The sequence below is a fragment of the Massiliimalia massiliensis genome, from assembly GCF_900155615.1.
Classification (GTDB): domain Bacteria; phylum Bacillota; class Clostridia; order Oscillospirales; family Ruminococcaceae; genus Massiliimalia; species Massiliimalia massiliensis.
Genome location: NZ_FUHT01000003.1, coordinates 349,142 through 366,707, shown reverse-complemented (window position 1 = coordinate 366,707; position 17,566 = coordinate 349,142). Strand labels below are relative to the sequence as shown.

The window sequence follows — 17,566 nt, the reverse complement described above, 5'->3', positions numbered from 1 at the left end:
CTTACTTTCCTATTTCGACAGTGAAATCGGTGCGATCACACCTGCAATATCCTCCCGCATCCGAATGGCTTCTCGGCGCGCCGCGCCGGCAAAATCATGCTCGTCACAGCCTTCTTTCTGATATGCACACATAATTCCCCTTGAGGAATTCACAACAGCGCCCAGGCCGTTTTGGTCGAACGCATAGCTTACGTCCTTTGCGCCTCCGCCCTGTGCCCCATAGCCCGGAACAAGGAAAAAGGTATGCGGCATCTTTGCACGGAGTGCTTCAAGCTGCTGAGGATAAGTAGCGCCAACTACCGCGCCGACCGCGCTGTAGCCGTATTTTCCAACCTGCTCCGCGCCCCAGCCTTCACACATTTCGCCCATTAACTCATAAACCGGCTTTCCGTCAATCAGCCGATCCTGCAATTCCCCGGAAGACGGATTGGAGGTTTTCACCAGCACGAAAATCCCTTTATCCTCTTCCCGGCAAATCTGGAGAAGAGGCTTGATCCCATCGGTACCAAGATATCCGTTGACGGTCAGGCAATCGCCGGGGAAGCCCTGGTAAAGGATACCGTTTACCTCTGTTTTCCCGAGGTGTCCGGTTGCATAGGCTTCCATCGTGGTGCCGATATCGTTGCGCTTTCCGTCTGTGATCACTACCATTCCCTTTTCCTTCGCATAGGACATGGTTTCGTACAGCGCCTTTACCCCCGGCCAGCCGTACATTTCATAATAAGCGCACTGGGGTTTTACAGCCGGAACAATATCACAGAGTGCGTCGATCAGGCCCTTATTAAAGGCCAGCAGTGCCTGGGCCGCGCCCTCCAGCGTGCTGCCGTACTGGGCGAACGCCTCCTCCCGAAGATATTCCGGCACATAAGAAAGCTTGGGATCCAATCCCGCAACAGTCGGATTTTTCATCTCGGCAATCTTTTCAATCAGCAAATCCATTGACATCTTTTTCACCATACCCTTGCCATACAAAGGTTTCCTTTCCTTCACAGCTTCTGTTTTTCCGGTTCTTTTGACGGAACCTATCTCTCAGAATAGACCACGACGCCATCCTGAATGGTCATAACAACCTTTGACGCCAAAGTTCTTCCTTTATATATCATATTTTTAGAGCGCGAATGGCTCTTCTCCGGGTCAACCACCCACTCGCGGCTTAAATCCGCAATCGCAATATCTGCCACCGCGCCCACACACAGTGTTCCGGCTTCAATCCCAAGCAGTCTGGCCGGATTGGTGCTCATCCGCTCCAACAGTCCGGACAGGCTCAGCAGTCCCGGCTTGACCAGATGGGTATAGGCCGCGGCGAAAGAGGTTTCCATCCCAATGACGCCGTTAGGCGCCCGGTAAAAGTCCGCCTTTTCCTCCGGTGTGTGCGGCGCGTGGTCTGTAACAATACAGTCCAGCGTTCCATCCAGCACCCCTTCAAGCACAGCCCTCCGGTCTGCTTCCTCCCGAAGCGGCGGGTTCATCCTGTAATCGGCGTCCTTTTTCAGCACTTCGTCCTCAGTCATCCCGAAATAGTGGGGACAGGTTTCTGCCGTCACCTGCACGCCCCTGGCCTTAGCCTCTCGGATAAGCTGCACCGAAAGCCTGGTGGAGACATGCGCGATATGCACTGCACAGCCGTTGGTTTCCGCCAGGATAATCTCTCTGGCAGTAACAGTATCCTCACTGCTGCGGTGCATCCCTTTCACTCCCAGCAGTTCGGACACCCTTCCGGCATTGACAATTCCGCCCTGAATGATATCCAAATCCTCACAGTGGGAGGTGACAAGCAAGCCGTGTTTCCTCGCCTCGCACAATGCGCCTGCCATCATCGCCGCATTTTTTACCGGCTTGCCGTCGTCGCTTACCGCCTTGACGCCCAGCGCCTGATACTCCGCAAAGTCACCCAAGGCTTCGCCGTTTAATCCCTGGGTGATCGCAGCAGTGACGTAAACATGAGCCTTCGCCTGTTCCGCCTTTTTCTGTATGGCTGTAATGATTTCCCGGCTGTCAGTAACCGGGCTGGTATTCGGCATGCAAAGCAGGGAGGTTATCCCGCCGGCGGCGGCAGCCTCACACCCGCTGAGTATATCCTCTTTATAGGTCAGCCCCGGGTCACGCAGGTGAACATGCATATCCACCAAGCCCGGCATCACGCAAAGCCCCTCGGCGTTTACTACCTCTTCGCCTTCTTCCGGCTCCAGGTACTCCGCCCGCGCGGCAATCCGTCCGTCCCGAATTCTCAGGTCTAGCTTTTTGTCCGTCCCGTCTGACGGGTCGACCACCCGTCCGTTTGCAATCAGCATGGCTAATCTCCTTTTTACTGTTCCGGCAGGATCAAAACGCTGTTGATCCCGTCCCGCTCTTTGACCTTTACCTGTACCGTTTCCTGTTTAGAGGTCGGGAGGTTTTTCCCGATAAAATCGGCGCGGATCGGCAGCTCCCGATGCCCGCGGTCAACCAGTACTGCAAGCTGGACGGTTTTCGGCCTGCCCCGCTTCATTACCGCGTCCATTGCGCTGCGGGCGCTCCGTCCGGTATAGATTACGTCGTCCACCAGCACCACCTGCTTGTTTTCCACCTCAAACGGAATTTTTGTCTGATCCTGGTGCGCCGCACTGAGTTTTTTGTCATCCCGGAATGCGGTAATGTCCAGCATGCCATAAGGCACCGCCTTCCCCTCTACCTGTCCGATCTTCTCTGCAATCCGTTTCCCCAGCTCTGCGCCGCGGGAAAGGATTCCGATAATACAAAGGTTGTCCGCGCCCTTATTCCTTTCGATGATCTCGAAGGATATCCGCGCGATGGCACGTTCCATCGCCTTTTCGTCAAGAATCAGTTTGTGCTCCATTCCACCGCACCTCCCGGCTTCATTTTTGCTCAAAAAAAAGCTGACCTCCTGCCAAAGCAGTTGTCAGCTTATACATTCCCTATCCGGATACAGCTATAGTATCCCCCTATTGTAAGCTCGCTGCCTTGCCGGCCTCACAGGACCGAATTAAAGGTTGCTGTTTGATTTGTATTAATTATAGTATACCGCGCCTTGTTTGTCTATAGTGATTTTGTAAAATTTCAAAATAATTTGCCGGATGTTTTTGTAAGATGTCAGCGGTCGATTTTTTGCAGGGTGCGGTCCCTTGCCCGATCCAGAAAATAGTCGTCAATCTCGACATATTCGCAGACTGCGCACTGCCCGCGCTCGTCCATCGAAATAAAGTCCTCATCCAGCATACAATAGGTTTTTGAATAGTAAACACAAAATCGGTTTTTACAGCGCATTTGTTTTTCCTCCCGCTTTTTAATTTCATTATAGTCCATATTTGGAACATGTTCAAGTAGTGGAGTTTGCATTATGATTAAAATGTATTGCAAAATCATACGCAAAATTGTTTAGTATGTTAGATCAATGAAAGGAGTTAAAAATTATGATCGTTTACACGCCGTTTTGGGAAACAATGAAAAAGAGGAACCTCTCTTCCTACCAGCTCGTTCATGTTTATGAGATGAGCTCCCATACCATCCACCGCCTGCGTCACAACGGGGGTATTTCCACCGCGCTGATTGACAAGCTCTGCGGTATTCTTAACTGCCGCGTAGAGGACATTCTGCTCTACCTCCCGGACGATTCCAACCAAATAGACATATTATGACGCTGGCCTGACGGAGATCGTTATGGTCAGCTTTCTTATTGCTGGATCGAAATTGGTCGCAAACCGAATATTTTTTCAACACAATGTCGAAAAAAGAACAGAATTGGAGGAAAATATAAGATGATTACTTACCGCCCCTTATGGAAAACGATGAAGGAAAAACAGATCACCACCTACACGCTCAGGGAGACTTATCATTTCAGCCCGCACACGATTTCCCGCCTGAGGCACGACCAGGGCATCTCCACCTGGATGATCAACCGCCTCTGCCAAATCCTGGAATGCCGGGTCGAGGACGTAATCGAGTACATCTCCGAGCAAAAATTTGAGGAAAATCAATGATCGCCGAAAAATATCGATAGGTCAAAAACACCCTAAAAATACTGATCATATATATTATCATTTTATATGAGAAAAAGAAAATTGGCAATTTCCAGATTTTGACTCTCTCAAAATTCGGACAACTTAACATTTGCAGAATGGTAAACTGGATAAAACTGGTTTATGATAAAAGAAATCAATGAATTTGGGTGGTGGGCTATGATTGTATACGACCCGTTTTGGCGGACGCTAAAGCTGCGAGGGTCCAGTTCTTATCAATTGATACACAAGCATGGATACAGCAGCCATACCCTCTTTCGTATGCGACACAATTTGGGAATTTCAACTGCCCTAATTGATGATTTATGCGAACTCCTTGACTGCAAAGTAGAAGATATCCTAGAGTATGTGCCGGAAAGTAAAACAAAAAAGCTGCCCTAGCGGGCAGCTTTTTTGTTTTCTATTCAACTTTTGGGAGCTTATCCAGAGTTTGCTGAATTTCTTCATCTGTCGGGATATAGTCGGTCATCTTTCCGTCGTGGAATTTTTCATACGCTACCATATCAAAATATCCAGTTCCGGTCAGGCCAAACACAATGGTCTTTTCCTCGCCGGTTTCCTTGCATCTCATCGCCTCGTCAATCGCAACCTTAATCGCGTGGGAGCTTTCCGGCGCGGGCAGGATTCCCTCGATCCTGGCGAACTGCTCCGCAGCCTCAAACACCGAGGTCTGGGTAACGGAAACCGCTTCCATCAGCCCATCGTGGTAAAGCTGGGAGAGGGTGGAGCTCATGCCGTGGTATCTCAGGCCGCCGGCATGGTTCGGAGCAGGCATAAAGCCGCTGCCTAGGGTATACATCTTTGAAAGCGGGCAGACCATACCGGTGTCGCAGAAATCATAGGCATATTTTCCTCTGGTAAAGCTCGGGCAGGAGGCCGGCTCAACTGCGATAATCCGGTAGTCTGCTTCGCCCTTGAGCTTTTCACCCATAAACGGGGCGATCAGGCCGCCGAGATTAGAGCCGCCGCCCGCGCAGCCGATGACGATATCCGGCTTGATTCCGTATTTATCGAGCGCCGCTTTGGTTTCCAGCCCGATGACGGACTGGTGCAGCAGTACCTGGTTGAGCACACTGCCAAGTACATAGCGGTAGCCCTCGGTAGCGGTCGCTTTTTCTACCGCCTCGGAAATCGCGCAGCCCAGGCTCCCGGAGGTGCCGGGATGCTCTGCCAGGATTTTCTTTCCAACCTCGGTTTCCATCGACGGGGACGGGGTGACCGACGCGCCGTAGGTGCGCATCACCTCTCTCCGGAAGGGCTTCTGCTCATAGGAAACCTTCACCATATAAACCTTGCAGTCAAGGTCAAAGTAGGAGCAGGCCATGGACAGCGCGGTTCCCCACTGCCCTGCGCCGGTTTCAGTGGTAACGCCTTTTAAGCCCTGTTTCTTCGCGTAATACGCCTGTGCAATCGCGGAGTTCAGCTTGTGGCTGCCGCTGGTGTTGTTGCCCTCGAATTTATAGTAAATCTTTGCAGGCGTCTGGAGCTTTTCCTCCAGGCAGTAAGCCCGTACCAACGGAGACGGACGGTACATCTTATAGAAATTGCGGATCTCTTCCGGAATTTCAAAATAAGGGGTGGTGTCGTCGAGCTCCTGCCGCACCAGCTCCTCACAGAACACGCCTGCAAGCTCTTCTGCCTTCATTGGCTCTAAGGTGCCCGGGTTAAGCAGGGGAGCCGGTTTGTTTTTCATGTCAGCGCGGAGATTATACCATACTTTCGGCATCTCCGATTCTTCCAGATAAATTTTGTAAGGGATTTTTTCTTTTGACATCATTCTGTCTCCTTTCTAAATTTGGGACAAAATACAAAAATCCTGTCCCAGTTTAATTGCTGGGACAGGATTGAATAAACCCTGCGGTGCCACCCGGCTTGACATATCATTATAATACGCCCACTTTACGCATACCAACATATGCAGACTTTTGTTTACGAAGTGCCATACTCCGGCGCACATACTCCGGCAAATCTCCCGTTTCTGATTGCCCTCGGAAGCCCATTCAGCTTTATGTTTTCCGCCGCAATCACACCTCTCTGCGGCTCTCTGAAGGAAAATGGATAAAACCTACTTACTCTTCCTCATCGGTTTGTTGTATTGTAGCATATTCGCACCGGTTTGTCAAGAAAATTCTTCTCCACAGCCCTTGTTTCGTTCTGTCACAGTTATTGTCTCCTTTCCCAACTGAATCTTTTTTCAGTCTACCATATCCGCCTCAATATGACAAGATTTCCCCGACAACTTCCCTTTCCAGGCAGGCAATGCATTGTTTATATTCCAAAAATTGTCCGGGACAGATCCGAGCAGTTGTTGAACAGAATTTTTATTCACAAAATATTTACAATTTTAAACTGAATATGCTATTGACTTTCCCTGACCTTAAGTGTATACTAATTTCAAAAGTCAAAGAAAGTCAAAGTCAAACAAAAAGGAGGCGGTCAAACGTGAACATGACAGACTTGATCGTGGCTCAGATCAATGAAATGCTGCGGGAGGCTGGCGGGACAGTCAAAATCCAGAGAAATGAGCTGGCCGGCAAGATCGGCTGTGTTCCCAGCCAGATCAATTATGTGATCACCAACCGCTATACAAGGGAAAATGGATACCTGGTGGAAAGCCGGCGGGGCGGCGGCGGATTTATCCGGATTGTGAAGCTCGATTATGAAAACCGGGAGGCGATTTTTCACCTGATTAATTCTATCGGCACTGAAATCGATGAAACCAGCGCGAGAGTGATTCTGCAAAACCTCGCTTCTGACAAAATCCTCACAGCAGAACAGTATAAACTGATGATAGCCGCCCTGCGCGACAACAACTTTACCGGACTGCCGGATAAGGCCAAGCGCACACTGCGGGCTAACTTAATGAAAGTCATGCTTCTAAGCTGCGTGGAATAAGGAAAGGAGAACTGAAAAATGCTTTGTGATTACTGCCAAAAGAATGAGGCAACCAATGTATTGAAACAGACGATTAATGGAAAAACAAAACTGCTGCACATCTGTGATAGCTGTGCCAATTCGATGCTGTTTTCGAACCTGTTTTCCGATTTTTCCATTAACCAATTTTTCAGCCAGGGACTCCAGCCCGTCCGTACCAAAAAAGTATGCGACAAATGCGGGATGAGCCTCGACGACATCATGAGCACCGGCAAAGTCGGATGCGACCACTGCTATGACGTTTTTTCCGGCGAGCTTTCCCGGAGTATTGAAAAAATTCACGGAAAATCAAACCACGTCGGTAAGGCGCCGCGTTCCGCCGCCGGAAAGCTGAAACAGAAAAATGAGCTTGCGGCTGCAAAGGAGGAACTCAGCCGTTTAATTGAAAAACAGAACTTTGAACAGGCTGCCGTTGTCCGCGACCGGATTAAAAAGCTGGAAGCTGAGCTAAACGGCAGCAGCGAGGAGGTGCAGGGCGATGAGTAAATGGTATGAGCTGCCGGCGCCGCACGAGGATATCGTGCTGAGCAGCCGAATTCGGCTGGCGAGAAACCTTTCGGATTTCCCGTTTGAAAGCCGGATGTCCGATGATCAGCGGCGTCAGCTTGCGGACAAAGTAAAAGCGGCCTTGCAGGATATTCCGGTCGGAGGAACTCCCCTCTCATTTGTCGAGATGGAATCCCTGGACGAGATCAAGCGCTACGCAATGGTGGAACGCCATGAAGTAAGCCGGGAATTTGTCAAGAATCCGAAAAACCGGATGCTGGGACTGAGCGCTGACGAGAGCGTCTCCATCATGGTAAACGAGGAGGATCATCTGAGAATCCAGGTGATGGCAAACGGGCTGAACCTTTCCAGCGCCTTCCAGCTCTGCAACGAAATCGACGACGCGCTGGATGCAAAGGTTGATTATGCCTTTGATGAAAAGCTCGGATATCTTACTACCTGCCCGACAAACCTAGGTACGGGGCTGCGCGCGTCTGTCATGGTGCATCTGCCGGCGCTTGAAAAAAGCGGCCTGATGAACCAGCTTACCGCAACCATTAACAAGCTTGGGCTGACCATCCGCGGCACTTACGGTGAAGGAAGCAAGGTACTGGGATCAATTTACCAGATCTCCAACCAAATCACATTAGGCATTACCGAACAGGATGCGATCCAGAATCTGGAGAGCATTGTCCTTCAGGTAATTGAAAATGAAAAGCACGCAAGAGAGAGCCTCTTAAATGACAAGCACCGTCTGGAGGACGTAGTCTGCCGCAGCCTAGGCGCGCTGCGGTATGCAAGGCTGCTTTCCTCCAAGGAGTTTTTTGAAGAGGTATCCAATGTCCGGCTGGGCATTTCGCTTGGGGTAATCCACGATGTGGAGATCCCGCGTCTGAACCGGCTGATGGCTCTGACCGGCTCCGCAAGCGTCTGCGAGCGGGAGGGTAAAAACCTTTCCCCCCAGGATCGTGATTTTGTCCGAGCCGGGATTGTCAGAAACTATTTATAAAAGTCTTTAACAGCCTCAACACTACCATAGAAGAAAGAAAATATCCTGATGAAAGGGGATTACGATTATGTATCTGTTCAATGGATTTACTGAAAAAGCAAATAAAGCATTAAACGCGGCCATTCAGGTTGCCTCTGAATTGGGGCATACCTTTATCGGCAGTGAACACATCCTATACGGGCTGATTGCCGAGGACAGCTCAGTGGCCTCAACCCTGCTAAGCAAAAAAGGCATTTCCAAAGAAGATGTTTTGCAGAAGATTGTGGACAGCGACGGGCGGGGTGATCCTGTCCGGCTTTCTCCCGAGCATTTCACTCCCCGCTCGAAACGGATTCTGGAGCAGTCGGTATCTGAAGCAAGACGGCTTGGCCACAGCTATGTCGGGACTGAGCATCTGCTGTTGGCAATTCTCCGTCAGGTAGACGGCTATGCGGTCATGTTCCTAAACGATGCAGGCGTTGACCCACAAACCCTCTACCAGGACTGCGTATCCGGAATTGCCGGTGAAGCTGCTTCTGCATCCGGCGGATATACGCCGGACGGCTATCAATCCGGGAACGCAAAGACACAGGGTTCCGGCGACCTCAAAAACCTGTTGAAATACGGCAAGGACTTGACCCAGGCGGCAAAGGACAATGATATTGACCCGGTCATCGGGAGAAAAGAGGAAATCGACCGAGTCATCCAAATCCTGTCCCGCCGGACAAAGAATAATCCCTGCCTGATTGGTGAACCAGGCGTTGGAAAAACCGCGATTGCGGAAGGCTTGGCCCAAAAAATCAGCGCCGGTGAGGTTCCGGAAATTCTAAAAGGCAAACGGGTCGTTTCGCTGGATATGACCTCGATGCTGGCGGGTGCAAAGTACCGCGGCGATTTTGAGGAACGGATTAAAAATGTCCTGGACGAAGTCGCCAAGAATCACAATGTCATCCTGTTCATCGATGAAATCCACAACATCATCGGCGCAGGCGCGGCGGAAGGCGCAATCGACGCCGCGAACATTCTAAAGCCGCAGCTTGCCCGCGGGCAAATCCAGGTTATCGGCGCGACCACCCTGGATGAATACCGCAAATATATCGAAAAAGATTCCGCTCTGGAGCGCCGGTTCCAGCCGGTCATGGTTAACGAGCCGAGCCAGGAGGACGCGGTAAAAATCCTGTTTGGCCTTCGTGACAAATACGAAGCGCACCACAAAATCAAGATCACCGATGAGGCAATCAAAGCGGCTGTAGAGCTTTCGAGCCGGTATATCAATGACCGGTTCCTGCCGGATAAAGCGATCGACCTGATCGACGAGGCGGCCGCAAAGGTACGGCTGCGCGCCTATACCGCTCCAACCGACGTGAAGGAGCTGGAAGACCGTTTGAAGGAGCTTGCTAACGAAAAGGCAGCCGCAGTCAACAACCAGGAATTTGAACAGGCGGCGAAATTCCGTGATGAAGAAAAACAGATCAAGGAACAGTTGGAATCTCAGAAGCAGCAGTGGATGGAGAAGAATTCCGGCTTAACGGGAGAGGTTACCCCGGAAGATATTGCGGATATTGTATCCGGCTGGACGGGCGTTCCGGTAAAGCAGCTTACGGAAGAGGAAAGCGAACGGCTGCTTCATCTCGAAGAGGTGCTGCACAAACGGGTCGTTGGACAGGATGAAGCGGTCAGCGCAGTCTGCCGGGCAATCCGCCGCGGACGTGTCGGTTTAAAGGATCCCCATCGCCCAATGGGTTCGTTCCTCTTCCTGGGGCCGACCGGCGTCGGGAAAACCGAGCTGTGCAAAACGCTTGCCGCCGCTCTCTTTGGCGATGAGGACGCCATGCTGCGGCTGGATATGTCCGAATACATGGAGAAGCATACGGTTTCCCGTATGGTCGGATCTCCTCCGGGATATGTCGGCTACGAAGAAGGCGGCCAGCTAACCGAAAAAATCCGCCGGAAGCCTTATTCCGTCGTCCTCTTTGATGAAATTGAAAAGGCGCATCCAGACGTGTTCAACATCCTGCTTCAGATTCTTGAGGACGGTATCCTAACCGATTCACAGGGACGGAAGGTTGACTTTAAAAACGCTGTGATTATCATGACCTCCAACATCGGCGCCCGCCTGCTGGACGAGAAAAAGACAGTCGGTTTCGCAACCGGCAATGACGCGGCCAGCAAGGAACAGGAGGAAAACCGCTCGATCATCATGAACGAGCTGAAAAAATATTTCCGTCCGGAGCTGTTAAACCGGATCGATGATATCATCATCTTCAACAAGCTGACCCGCGCGGACATCGCGGAAATCGCGACCCGAATGTTCTCCACGCTGGAAAAACGGCTGGAGCAGCTTGACATTCACCTGAAGGTCACACCGGAAGCAGTTGAAAAAATCGGCGAGGCCGGATTTGACGATGTGTACGGCGCAAGGCCGCTCCGCCGGGCGATTACCGCGCGGATTGAAGACCCGATCTCCGAACTGATGCTCGAAGGAAAGGTTAAGTCCGGCGGACTTGTTACAGTCGGCGTCAAGGACGGGGAATTCTCCTTCGACTGCTCCGAACCTGCCCGTGTTATGGAACATTCTGAGGAAAATTAAAGTATCTGTGAAACCAGAAACTGGGAGTCACCCATTTGGGTGACTCCCAGTTTCTTCCATGCGAACTGAAAAAGAGCAGGAATCATGATCCGACGCCCTGCCGCCCTTTTTCTGTCAGGCGTGCTCTGCTGCAATCCTTATTTCTTTCTGTACAGAGCGGCCTTTACTTTACCTTTCGGATCTTTTATCAGTAAAATTACCAGCCATATAATGAGTCCCAAGGCTACGACAGATAAACCAAGATAGAAATCATTTATCATATCTTCCAGCGCAGGCGTAAAAAATTCTGCATGAAGCTCTGCATATTCAAAAATTGCATCGACCAGCCACATCAGAGAAGCGCCCCAGTACATCCAGCATAAAACCCCAACCTTCATATCATCGCCCGGTGATTTTTTATACCATATGACCGTACAGATAATCGCAGCAAAAACAGTAGTCAATAATGTCATCGCTTTTCTCCTTTAATTTGTTGATGGCTTAGCTTTGAGCATTTTCTTTTCCATTGCACCTGTTACAAGTACCATTCCAATCCAAACAGCGGTAACAAGACAAGCCATGGCGACACCAGCCGTCGCCATCTCATGAAGCATTTCTGCCGCGTCTGCCGGATTCGAGGCTGCCGTCAAAAACGGGAACCAAGGTGTAACTTCACCATGCCATACATGCTCGAATGCCAAAAGCGCAGAACCTCCCCAAAGCAAGTTGGATAACCATTTTAATTTGTGTGAAAATTTAATTTTCACATCGGAAGTTTTTGTCTTACCATCTTCTTTTTTTCTCATTGCTCTTGTCAACACAGTGGTCACAATCGCTTCCGCAGCCGGAACAATAAAACATGCCATATATACGTCCTCCTTAAAAAAATGATTGCCTTTTTAGAAATTATATCCGCGGAAAAATATTGGCACTTGTTTCAAAGGATTGCAGTAAAACAAAAAAGGCATACGGTCTTTCTTCAGAAAGACCGTATGCCTTCACAGCATACATTCTCAACGCAGAATTTATCAGAAAAGACAAAATGCTTCTTGCATTTCTAACCGGTTCCTTACCGATCCTATATAAGATTATACCTCTATGTCACCATTTTGTCAAGACGAAATATTACTTTTTCCTGCCGCATGGATATGGGATTGGATCATCTGTAATTTCAACCAAATAGTCAATACTGGTATCATGAAAGAGGGCTGATTTTTTTAATATATTGAAAAGAATACTGATTTTCCCCCTCTCATAATCTGAGTAGATTTTTTGAGATACATGCAGCATCTGCACCATTTCTTTCTAAGTCAGATCCTTATCTTCCCTCAAATCTCTGATTCTTCTCCACATATTTTATCACCTCGCTCCGATTATAGCATATCGGAACGAAGGATATGAGATTTTACCGGTATTTCCGTTAAAGACACCCCGCCGGATTGTTTCCGATGGGGTGTCTTTAATTTTTATTCTTCCGCAAAGAGTTTTTTTGCTTCCTCAATCACCTTGGCCTCAAGCTGTCCCGGAAGCTGTTCATACCGTTCAAAGGCAAGGCTGAAGCTGCCGCTTCCCTGTGTCATCTGCCGCACAAGGGTAGTAAAGTCGGACATCTCGCTCATCGGAACCTCCGCCTCAATCACAGTCATACCGTCTTCCTCATCGGATGGGTTCATTCCGAGCACTCTGCCGCGGCGTTTGTTGAGTTCGCCCATCATATCTCCGGTATTTGCATCCGGAACCAGTACCTTTAAAGAACCGATCGGTTCGAGAAGTACCGGAGAAGCCTGCGGGATACCCGCCTTGTAAGCGAGGGCCGCTGCCATCTTAAAGGACATTTCAGAGGAGTCAACCGGATGATAAGAGCCGTCGACCAATGTCGCTTTCAGCCCAACCATCGGATAGCCGGCGATGACGCCCTTCACCATCGCTTCCTTCAGGCCCTTTTCAACAGCCGGGAAATATCCCTTCGGCACAGCGCCGCCGAATACCTTTTCTTCAAAGACAAGCTCTTCACTGTCGCAGGGTTCGAATTCGACCCAGACATGGCCGAACTGCCCGTGTCCGCCCGACTGCTTCTTGTGTTTCCCTTCTACCTTCACCTTTTTGCGGATGGTTTCCCGGTAGGCGACCATCGGCGGTTCCAGTGTAACGTCAACGCCGAATTTGCTCTTAAGCTTTGCTACCACGACGTCAAGATGCTGCTCACCCAATCCACTTAAAATCCGTTGATGGGTTTCATGGTTGTGGTCATAGCCGAGGGTCAGATCCTCCTCGCAAAGGCGCTTGATTCCCTGTGAAATTTTGCTTTCATCGCCCTTATTCACCGGCAGGACTGCCATAGAATAGCATGGAGCCGGGAAATCTGCCTTTTTCAGGGTAAGCTGCTGGCCAATATAAAGTGTATCGCCGGTGTTGGCGTCGAGCTTCGTAACAGCGCCGATGTCCCCAGCCGGAATCACTTTGGCATCCTCCTGCTTTTTCCCGCGCAGGGTGACAAGTTTGCCCATCTTTTCCGTTTCACCAGTCGTTGCGTTTTTGGGCACAGATTCTGGTTTCAGGATACCTGATACCACCTTAATATAGGAGAGCTTCCCGACAAACGGGTCAGCTACTGTTTTAAAGACAAACGCAACCAAATCCTTATCCTCGTCACAGGAAACGGCGACGTCTTTTCCATCCCCATCCTGTGCGGTTTCAATCGCAGCCTCCTGCGCGGTTGGCAGCAAAAGCTGAATCCCCTTGAGGAGCATGTCAATGGCTTCCATCTCAGTGGAGGAGCCGCAGAACACAGGCGTGATATCACCCATCCGAACCCCCTTGCGGATTCCGCGCAGCAATTCGTCGTGGGTGAATTTTTCCCCGGAGAAATACTTTTCAAACAAATCATCATCTGTTTCGGCAACAGCTTCACTGATCGCAGTGATCAGCCCGTCAATTCTGTGCTCGCTCTGCGGAACATCGACTTCAACGGCTTTTCCTTTCTCGTAGCGGAAAGCCTTCATATCAATCAGGTCAATATAGCACTGAACCTTATGATCCTCTACATAGGGAACAACCAACGGGCAGATGCTAGGCCCGAACTCTGTTTTGAGTTGTTCGAGCACTTTATAAAAATCAGCGCTTTCCCGATCCAGCTTTCCAACATAGATCATCCGGGCTTTGCCCTGTTTTTTTGCCATTTTATAGGCTTTTTTACTTCCGGTGGTCAGTCCGGATTTCCCGGAAACAGTTACAATCACGCTGTCTGCAGCGCGGATTGCTTCGCTCATTCCCCCGACAAAATCAAACAGTCCCGGTGCATCCAACAGGTTCACTTTGCAATCTTTATATTCAAACGGCGCGACAGAAAGCCCAATGGAAGCCTTTCTTTTGGTTTCTTCCGGATCAAAGTCGCAAACTGTGGTGCCATCCGCAATGGTTCCCAGCCGGTCGGTTGCACCTGTAGTATACAGAAGCGCTTCAGCCAAAGTTGTTTTCCCGGAGCCGCCATGCCCTACAATGGCAATGTTTTTAATGTTGTTTGCATTATACTGTTTCATGGTAAATCTCTCCATTCGTTTGAATCATTGGAAGCAGCCTGCTTCCTTATCTGGAATATTGCAGGATTTGTTTGTGCAATCTATCCATTTTTACCAACTCTTTGCTCAATATTATATCATAGTTACCGATATGGTGCAACTGCGAAATTGTCAAATAATCTAAAAAATATCTGTTAAGTGTGTATAACTTTAGTGAATCAGATATGAACAGCTCTGCTTTTCTGACAAAATAAAAAAGATTTCTTATTCGGAACAACCGCTTGCAGGGTATATAAGCATTTTTTCTAAAAAGAAAGTATGGATTTTGTAGCAAGTATAGAAAATTAAAAATTAACGTATTTATTTATCAAACTATGTTGAAATTGTGAATAGATTATGTTAAAGTGTTATCATAAACAATGAATTGGAGGGTAATTCTATGGATCAGAATTATAACAATCAGCCTCAACAGACTCCAAGCAAAGGAATGGCTGTCGCTTCTATGGTACTTGGCATCATCGCTCTTGTATTGAGTTGCTTCTGGTATATTTCTGTACCTTGTGCAGTCGTTGGCTTAATTCTTGGTATCCTTGGCCGTAAAAAATGCGAAGCTGCTAAGGGGATGGCAACCGCTGGGATGGTAATGTCAATTATCGCAATCGTTCTAGTAATTCTGTTTATTACTGTTTTAGCTGGCATTATCGCTTCTATCGGTCTGTCCGCATAATAAAATGCCATGTAAAAAAGCATTCCATATGGAATGCTTTTTTCTTTTATTTAGCTAGTTTCGATCATCAGAAAAAAGTTGCAAACTTATGCAATTCATGTTACACTAAAATCAGAAAATGTTAAGGAGGGCAAGTTTATGGATCCGAATTATAACAATAATAACCAATGGAATCAAAATGGGCAAAATCCGCCGACTGACCCAAATGCGCAGTGGCAGTCAACCCCGGACGGAGGACAGTACCAGTCTTACCAGTCCCCGCAGCCGAATGCATGGGAAAGTCAGAACAATGGCTGGAACAATCCGCAGCCGGATAACAGCCAGCAGTGGAATCAGCAGCCATATCAGCAGCCCTATAACCCGCAGGGGCAGCAGCCGGAGCAGAAGGGCTTTTCAATCGCTTCTCTGGTGCTTGGTATTCTGTCCGTTGTATGCTGCGGAGCCGGTTTATTTGGCATCCTTGGTTTAATTTTTGGTATCATGGGGCAGAAACGCGCTCCGTCCTCAAAAGGGATGGCAACCGCCGGTATTGTCCTTTCTGCCATCGGTATCGTTCTGTTTATCGTTATCATTATCATGAGTGCCGTTGGGGCATTAGACAATTTCTGGTACAATGTCTATTATAGTTATTAATTCTGTTCAAGTATAAAAAGAGCATGGCAGACGCCATGCTCTTTTTATGTCCCGAAAAGCTGCAGTGCAGGAATAAAATTGCGAATTACAAGGTAAACAAGATATACGCCCAACATCCCATAGATAAACCAATTGCCGCGCGGAAGCAGCTTTATGGGCCGGTGAAAGAGATAAAACCAAAGCTCCAGCCAGAGCGGAAGAACAATCACTGCCAGAAAAAAAGGCATCAGATTATACCGCATTGCCATCAGCACATCCCCATGCAGCAGAGAAATGACACTTCGTGTTAGCCCGCAGCCCGGACAAGGGATGCCGGTTAGGGAATAAAAATAGCAGGGCGGGAGATTCCGTCCCAGGCCAAGTGCAAATTCTTTCCAAAACGGAACGGTTATCAAAAGGATTAACGGGACAACCGCTCCAATCCAAGCAAATATCCGCATTGTTCTCTGTTTCATCCTTCACGCCCCATCCTGTCTGTACGTGTCACAAACTCATCTGACAAAAATCAGGGCAAGGAACAAAATTCCCTGCCCTGACAAACAAACCAATCTTAATCCTGATGGTCTTCGATATATTTTACGATGTCGCCGACAGTCTTGATGTTTTCCACTTCTTCATCCGGAATTTCAACATCAAATTCTTCTTCCAAAGACATCACCAGGTCCACAACGTCCAGAGAGTCTGCACCGAGATCGTCTGTAATGGAAGCTTCCATTGTTACTTTTTCAGCGTCCACATCCAGTTGATCACACAAAATTTCAGTTACTTTTTCTAATACCATTCTAATATCCTCCTTAATGAAAATAAATTCATTTTATTGTCAAAGGTTACCCCTTACAACATACATCATATGATTCCCACTGTCAAGCCTTTATTCCACAAATTCACCAATTTTTCTGAATTTGTGATACCGCCGTTCCAGCATAGTTTCCTCCGGTACGTCGGAAAGCCGATTTAAAGCGTCCTCCAGATAGTCGGAAATGTTTTCCGCGGCCTGCCCGTAATTATTGTGCGCGCCGCCTGCAGGCTCCGGTATCACTGTCTCTGCAACTCCCAGCTTGACCAGATCCTGTGCTGTGATTTTCAGGATATTCGCCGCTTCCTTTTCCCGGGAAGCGTCTTTCCATAGAATACTCGCGCAGCCGCGGGGGGAAATGACAGAATAAACCGCATTTTCCAGCATAGCCAGCTCATCACAAACACCCAGCGCCAATGCGCCGCCGGAGCCGCCCTCGCCGAGCACAATCGTGATGACCGGCGTTTTCAGCCGGCTGAACTCCAGCAGGTTTTTGGCAATTGCCTCACCCTGCCCGCGTTCTTCCGCCGCAATACCGCAGAACGCACCCGGCGTATCCACAAAGCAGATTACCGGCCGGCGAAATTTTTCTGCCTGCTTAGCAAATCTTAATGCCTTGCGATAGCCCTCCGGATGAGGCATAGCAAAGTTTGCATCTTTATTTTCATCGATATTTTTTCCCTTTACATGGGCCAATATCGTCACCGGCTGGCCCTGAAAGCTGGCAATGCCTCCGATAATCGCATGGTCATCCCCAAACAAGCGGTCGCCGTGCAGCTCAAAAAAATCTTTAAATATCAACGGGATATAATCCCGGATGGTCGGACGGTTTTTATTCCGGATAATCTCCATCCGCTCCCATGCCGTTGCTTCCATATACCCATTCCTTTCTTTTTGCC

General features: G+C 49.0%; 20 protein-coding genes. 9 read left to right on the top strand and 11 right to left on the bottom strand.

Features of this window, described 5'->3' with window-relative positions; genetic code table 11:
• Positions 1-9: 9 nt before the first annotated feature.
• The 4 genes from pyrF to CZ360_RS14005 all read right to left on the bottom strand — a co-directional run bounded on the left by pyrF (position 10) and on the right by CZ360_RS14005 (position 3,264).
• Entirely contained in the window at positions 10-945 is a 936-nt protein-coding gene (pyrF, locus tag CZ360_RS05800; protein WP_077533777.1) for an orotidine-5'-phosphate decarboxylase, read from the bottom strand.
• Positions 946-1,022: 77 nt separating this feature from the next.
• The gene (locus CZ360_RS05795) at positions 1,023-2,291 is read right to left on the bottom strand and encodes a dihydroorotase (RefSeq protein ID WP_077533244.1); all 1,269 of its coding nucleotides are present in this window, start codon (positions 2,289-2,291) and stop codon (positions 1,023-1,025) included.
• 14 nt (positions 2,292-2,305) lie between these two features.
• Entirely contained in the window at positions 2,306-2,836 is a 531-nt protein-coding gene (gene pyrR / locus CZ360_RS05790) for a bifunctional pyr operon transcriptional regulator/uracil phosphoribosyltransferase PyrR (RefSeq protein WP_077533243.1), read from the bottom strand.
• A gap of 254 nt (positions 2,837-3,090) precedes the next feature.
• Positions 3,091-3,264 carry a hypothetical protein gene (locus tag CZ360_RS14005; protein ID WP_159438132.1) on the bottom strand — a complete coding sequence of 58 codons (174 nt, stop codon included), beginning with the start codon at positions 3,262-3,264 and terminating at the stop codon, positions 3,091-3,093.
• A 146-nt stretch (positions 3,265-3,410) separates the two neighbouring features.
• On the opposite strand from CZ360_RS14005, the gene CZ360_RS05780 reads away from it, so the two are divergent.
• The 3 genes from CZ360_RS05780 (at position 3,411) to CZ360_RS05770 (ending at position 4,397) form a co-directional block, all read left to right on the top strand.
• Entirely contained in the window at positions 3,411-3,635 is a 225-nt protein-coding gene (locus tag CZ360_RS05780; protein WP_077533241.1) for a helix-turn-helix domain-containing protein, read from the top strand.
• A gap of 120 nt (positions 3,636-3,755) precedes the next feature.
• Entirely contained in the window at positions 3,756-3,977 is a 222-nt protein-coding gene (locus CZ360_RS05775; RefSeq protein WP_077533240.1) for a helix-turn-helix domain-containing protein, read from the top strand.
• Between the two features lie 162 nt (positions 3,978-4,139).
• A complete protein-coding gene (locus CZ360_RS05770) occupies positions 4,140-4,397 on the top strand; it encodes a helix-turn-helix domain-containing protein (RefSeq protein WP_324612700.1) in 258 nt (85 codons plus the stop codon).
• Between the two features lie 19 nt (positions 4,398-4,416).
• Here the strand turns inward: CZ360_RS05770 and CZ360_RS05765 are convergent, their stop codons facing one another.
• The gene (locus CZ360_RS05765) at positions 4,417-5,790 is read right to left on the bottom strand and encodes a TrpB-like pyridoxal phosphate-dependent enzyme (RefSeq protein WP_077533239.1); all 1,374 of its coding nucleotides are present in this window, start codon (positions 5,788-5,790) and stop codon (positions 4,417-4,419) included.
• A gap of 674 nt (positions 5,791-6,464) precedes the next feature.
• Between CZ360_RS05765 and CZ360_RS05760 the strand changes: the two genes are divergently transcribed.
• The 4 genes from CZ360_RS05760 (at position 6,465) to CZ360_RS05745 (ending at position 11,014) form a co-directional block, all read left to right on the top strand.
• The gene (locus tag CZ360_RS05760; RefSeq protein ID WP_229408029.1) at positions 6,465-6,911 is read left to right on the top strand and encodes a CtsR family transcriptional regulator; all 447 of its coding nucleotides are present in this window, start codon (positions 6,465-6,467) and stop codon (positions 6,909-6,911) included.
• 18 nt (positions 6,912-6,929) lie between these two features.
• On the top strand, positions 6,930-7,436 hold the full coding sequence (locus CZ360_RS05755) for a UvrB/UvrC motif-containing protein (protein WP_077533237.1): 507 nt from the start codon (positions 6,930-6,932) through the stop codon (positions 7,434-7,436).
• Complete coding sequence (locus CZ360_RS05750) at positions 7,429-8,445, top strand: protein arginine kinase (RefSeq protein ID WP_077533236.1); 1,017 nt, start codon at positions 7,429-7,431, stop codon at positions 8,443-8,445. Before CZ360_RS05755 ends, CZ360_RS05750 begins: the two co-directional genes overlap by 8 nt.
• A gap of 67 nt (positions 8,446-8,512) precedes the next feature.
• A complete protein-coding gene (locus tag CZ360_RS05745; protein WP_205411107.1) occupies positions 8,513-11,014 on the top strand; it encodes an ATP-dependent Clp protease ATP-binding subunit in 2,502 nt (833 codons plus the stop codon).
• A gap of 137 nt (positions 11,015-11,151) precedes the next feature.
• Here the strand turns inward: CZ360_RS05745 and CZ360_RS05740 are convergent, their stop codons facing one another.
• The 3 genes from CZ360_RS05740 to CZ360_RS05725 all read right to left on the bottom strand — a co-directional run bounded on the left by CZ360_RS05740 (position 11,152) and on the right by CZ360_RS05725 (position 14,532).
• A complete protein-coding gene (locus tag CZ360_RS05740) occupies positions 11,152-11,466 on the bottom strand; it encodes a hypothetical protein (RefSeq protein ID WP_077533235.1) in 315 nt (104 codons plus the stop codon).
• Positions 11,467-11,478: 12 nt separating this feature from the next.
• Entirely contained in the window at positions 11,479-11,859 is a 381-nt protein-coding gene (locus tag CZ360_RS05735; protein ID WP_077533234.1) for a hypothetical protein, read from the bottom strand.
• Between the two features lie 600 nt (positions 11,860-12,459).
• Positions 12,460-14,532, bottom strand: a complete 2,073-nt coding sequence (locus CZ360_RS05725) for an elongation factor G (protein WP_077533233.1) — start codon at positions 14,530-14,532, stop codon at positions 12,460-12,462.
• A gap of 418 nt (positions 14,533-14,950) precedes the next feature.
• Here CZ360_RS05725 and CZ360_RS05720 point away from each other — a divergent pair, with 418 nt between their 5' ends.
• Together CZ360_RS05720 and CZ360_RS05715 are read left to right on the top strand one after the other, a co-directional pair.
• Positions 14,951-15,238, top strand: a complete 288-nt coding sequence (locus CZ360_RS05720) for a DUF4190 domain-containing protein (RefSeq protein ID WP_229408000.1) — start codon at positions 14,951-14,953, stop codon at positions 15,236-15,238.
• A 138-nt stretch (positions 15,239-15,376) separates the two neighbouring features.
• Positions 15,377-15,871 (top strand): DUF4190 domain-containing protein, encoded by a 495-nt coding sequence (locus CZ360_RS05715; RefSeq protein WP_077533232.1) that lies wholly within the window; start codon positions 15,377-15,379, stop codon positions 15,869-15,871.
• Positions 15,872-15,915: 44 nt separating this feature from the next.
• Here CZ360_RS05715 and CZ360_RS05710 read toward each other — a convergent pair whose 3' ends face one another.
• The 3 genes from CZ360_RS05710 to CZ360_RS05700 all read right to left on the bottom strand — a co-directional run bounded on the left by CZ360_RS05710 (position 15,916) and on the right by CZ360_RS05700 (position 17,543).
• A complete protein-coding gene (locus tag CZ360_RS05710) occupies positions 15,916-16,326 on the bottom strand; it encodes a DUF2752 domain-containing protein (protein ID WP_077533231.1) in 411 nt (136 codons plus the stop codon).
• A gap of 95 nt (positions 16,327-16,421) precedes the next feature.
• Positions 16,422-16,652: an acyl carrier protein gene (locus tag CZ360_RS05705; RefSeq protein ID WP_077533230.1), complete on the bottom strand. Its 231-nt coding sequence runs from the start codon at positions 16,650-16,652 to the stop codon at positions 16,422-16,424.
• A gap of 90 nt (positions 16,653-16,742) precedes the next feature.
• Entirely contained in the window at positions 16,743-17,543 is an 801-nt protein-coding gene (locus CZ360_RS05700) for an acetyl-CoA carboxylase carboxyltransferase subunit alpha (RefSeq protein ID WP_077533229.1), read from the bottom strand.
• Between the last annotated feature and the right edge of the window lie 23 nt (positions 17,544-17,566).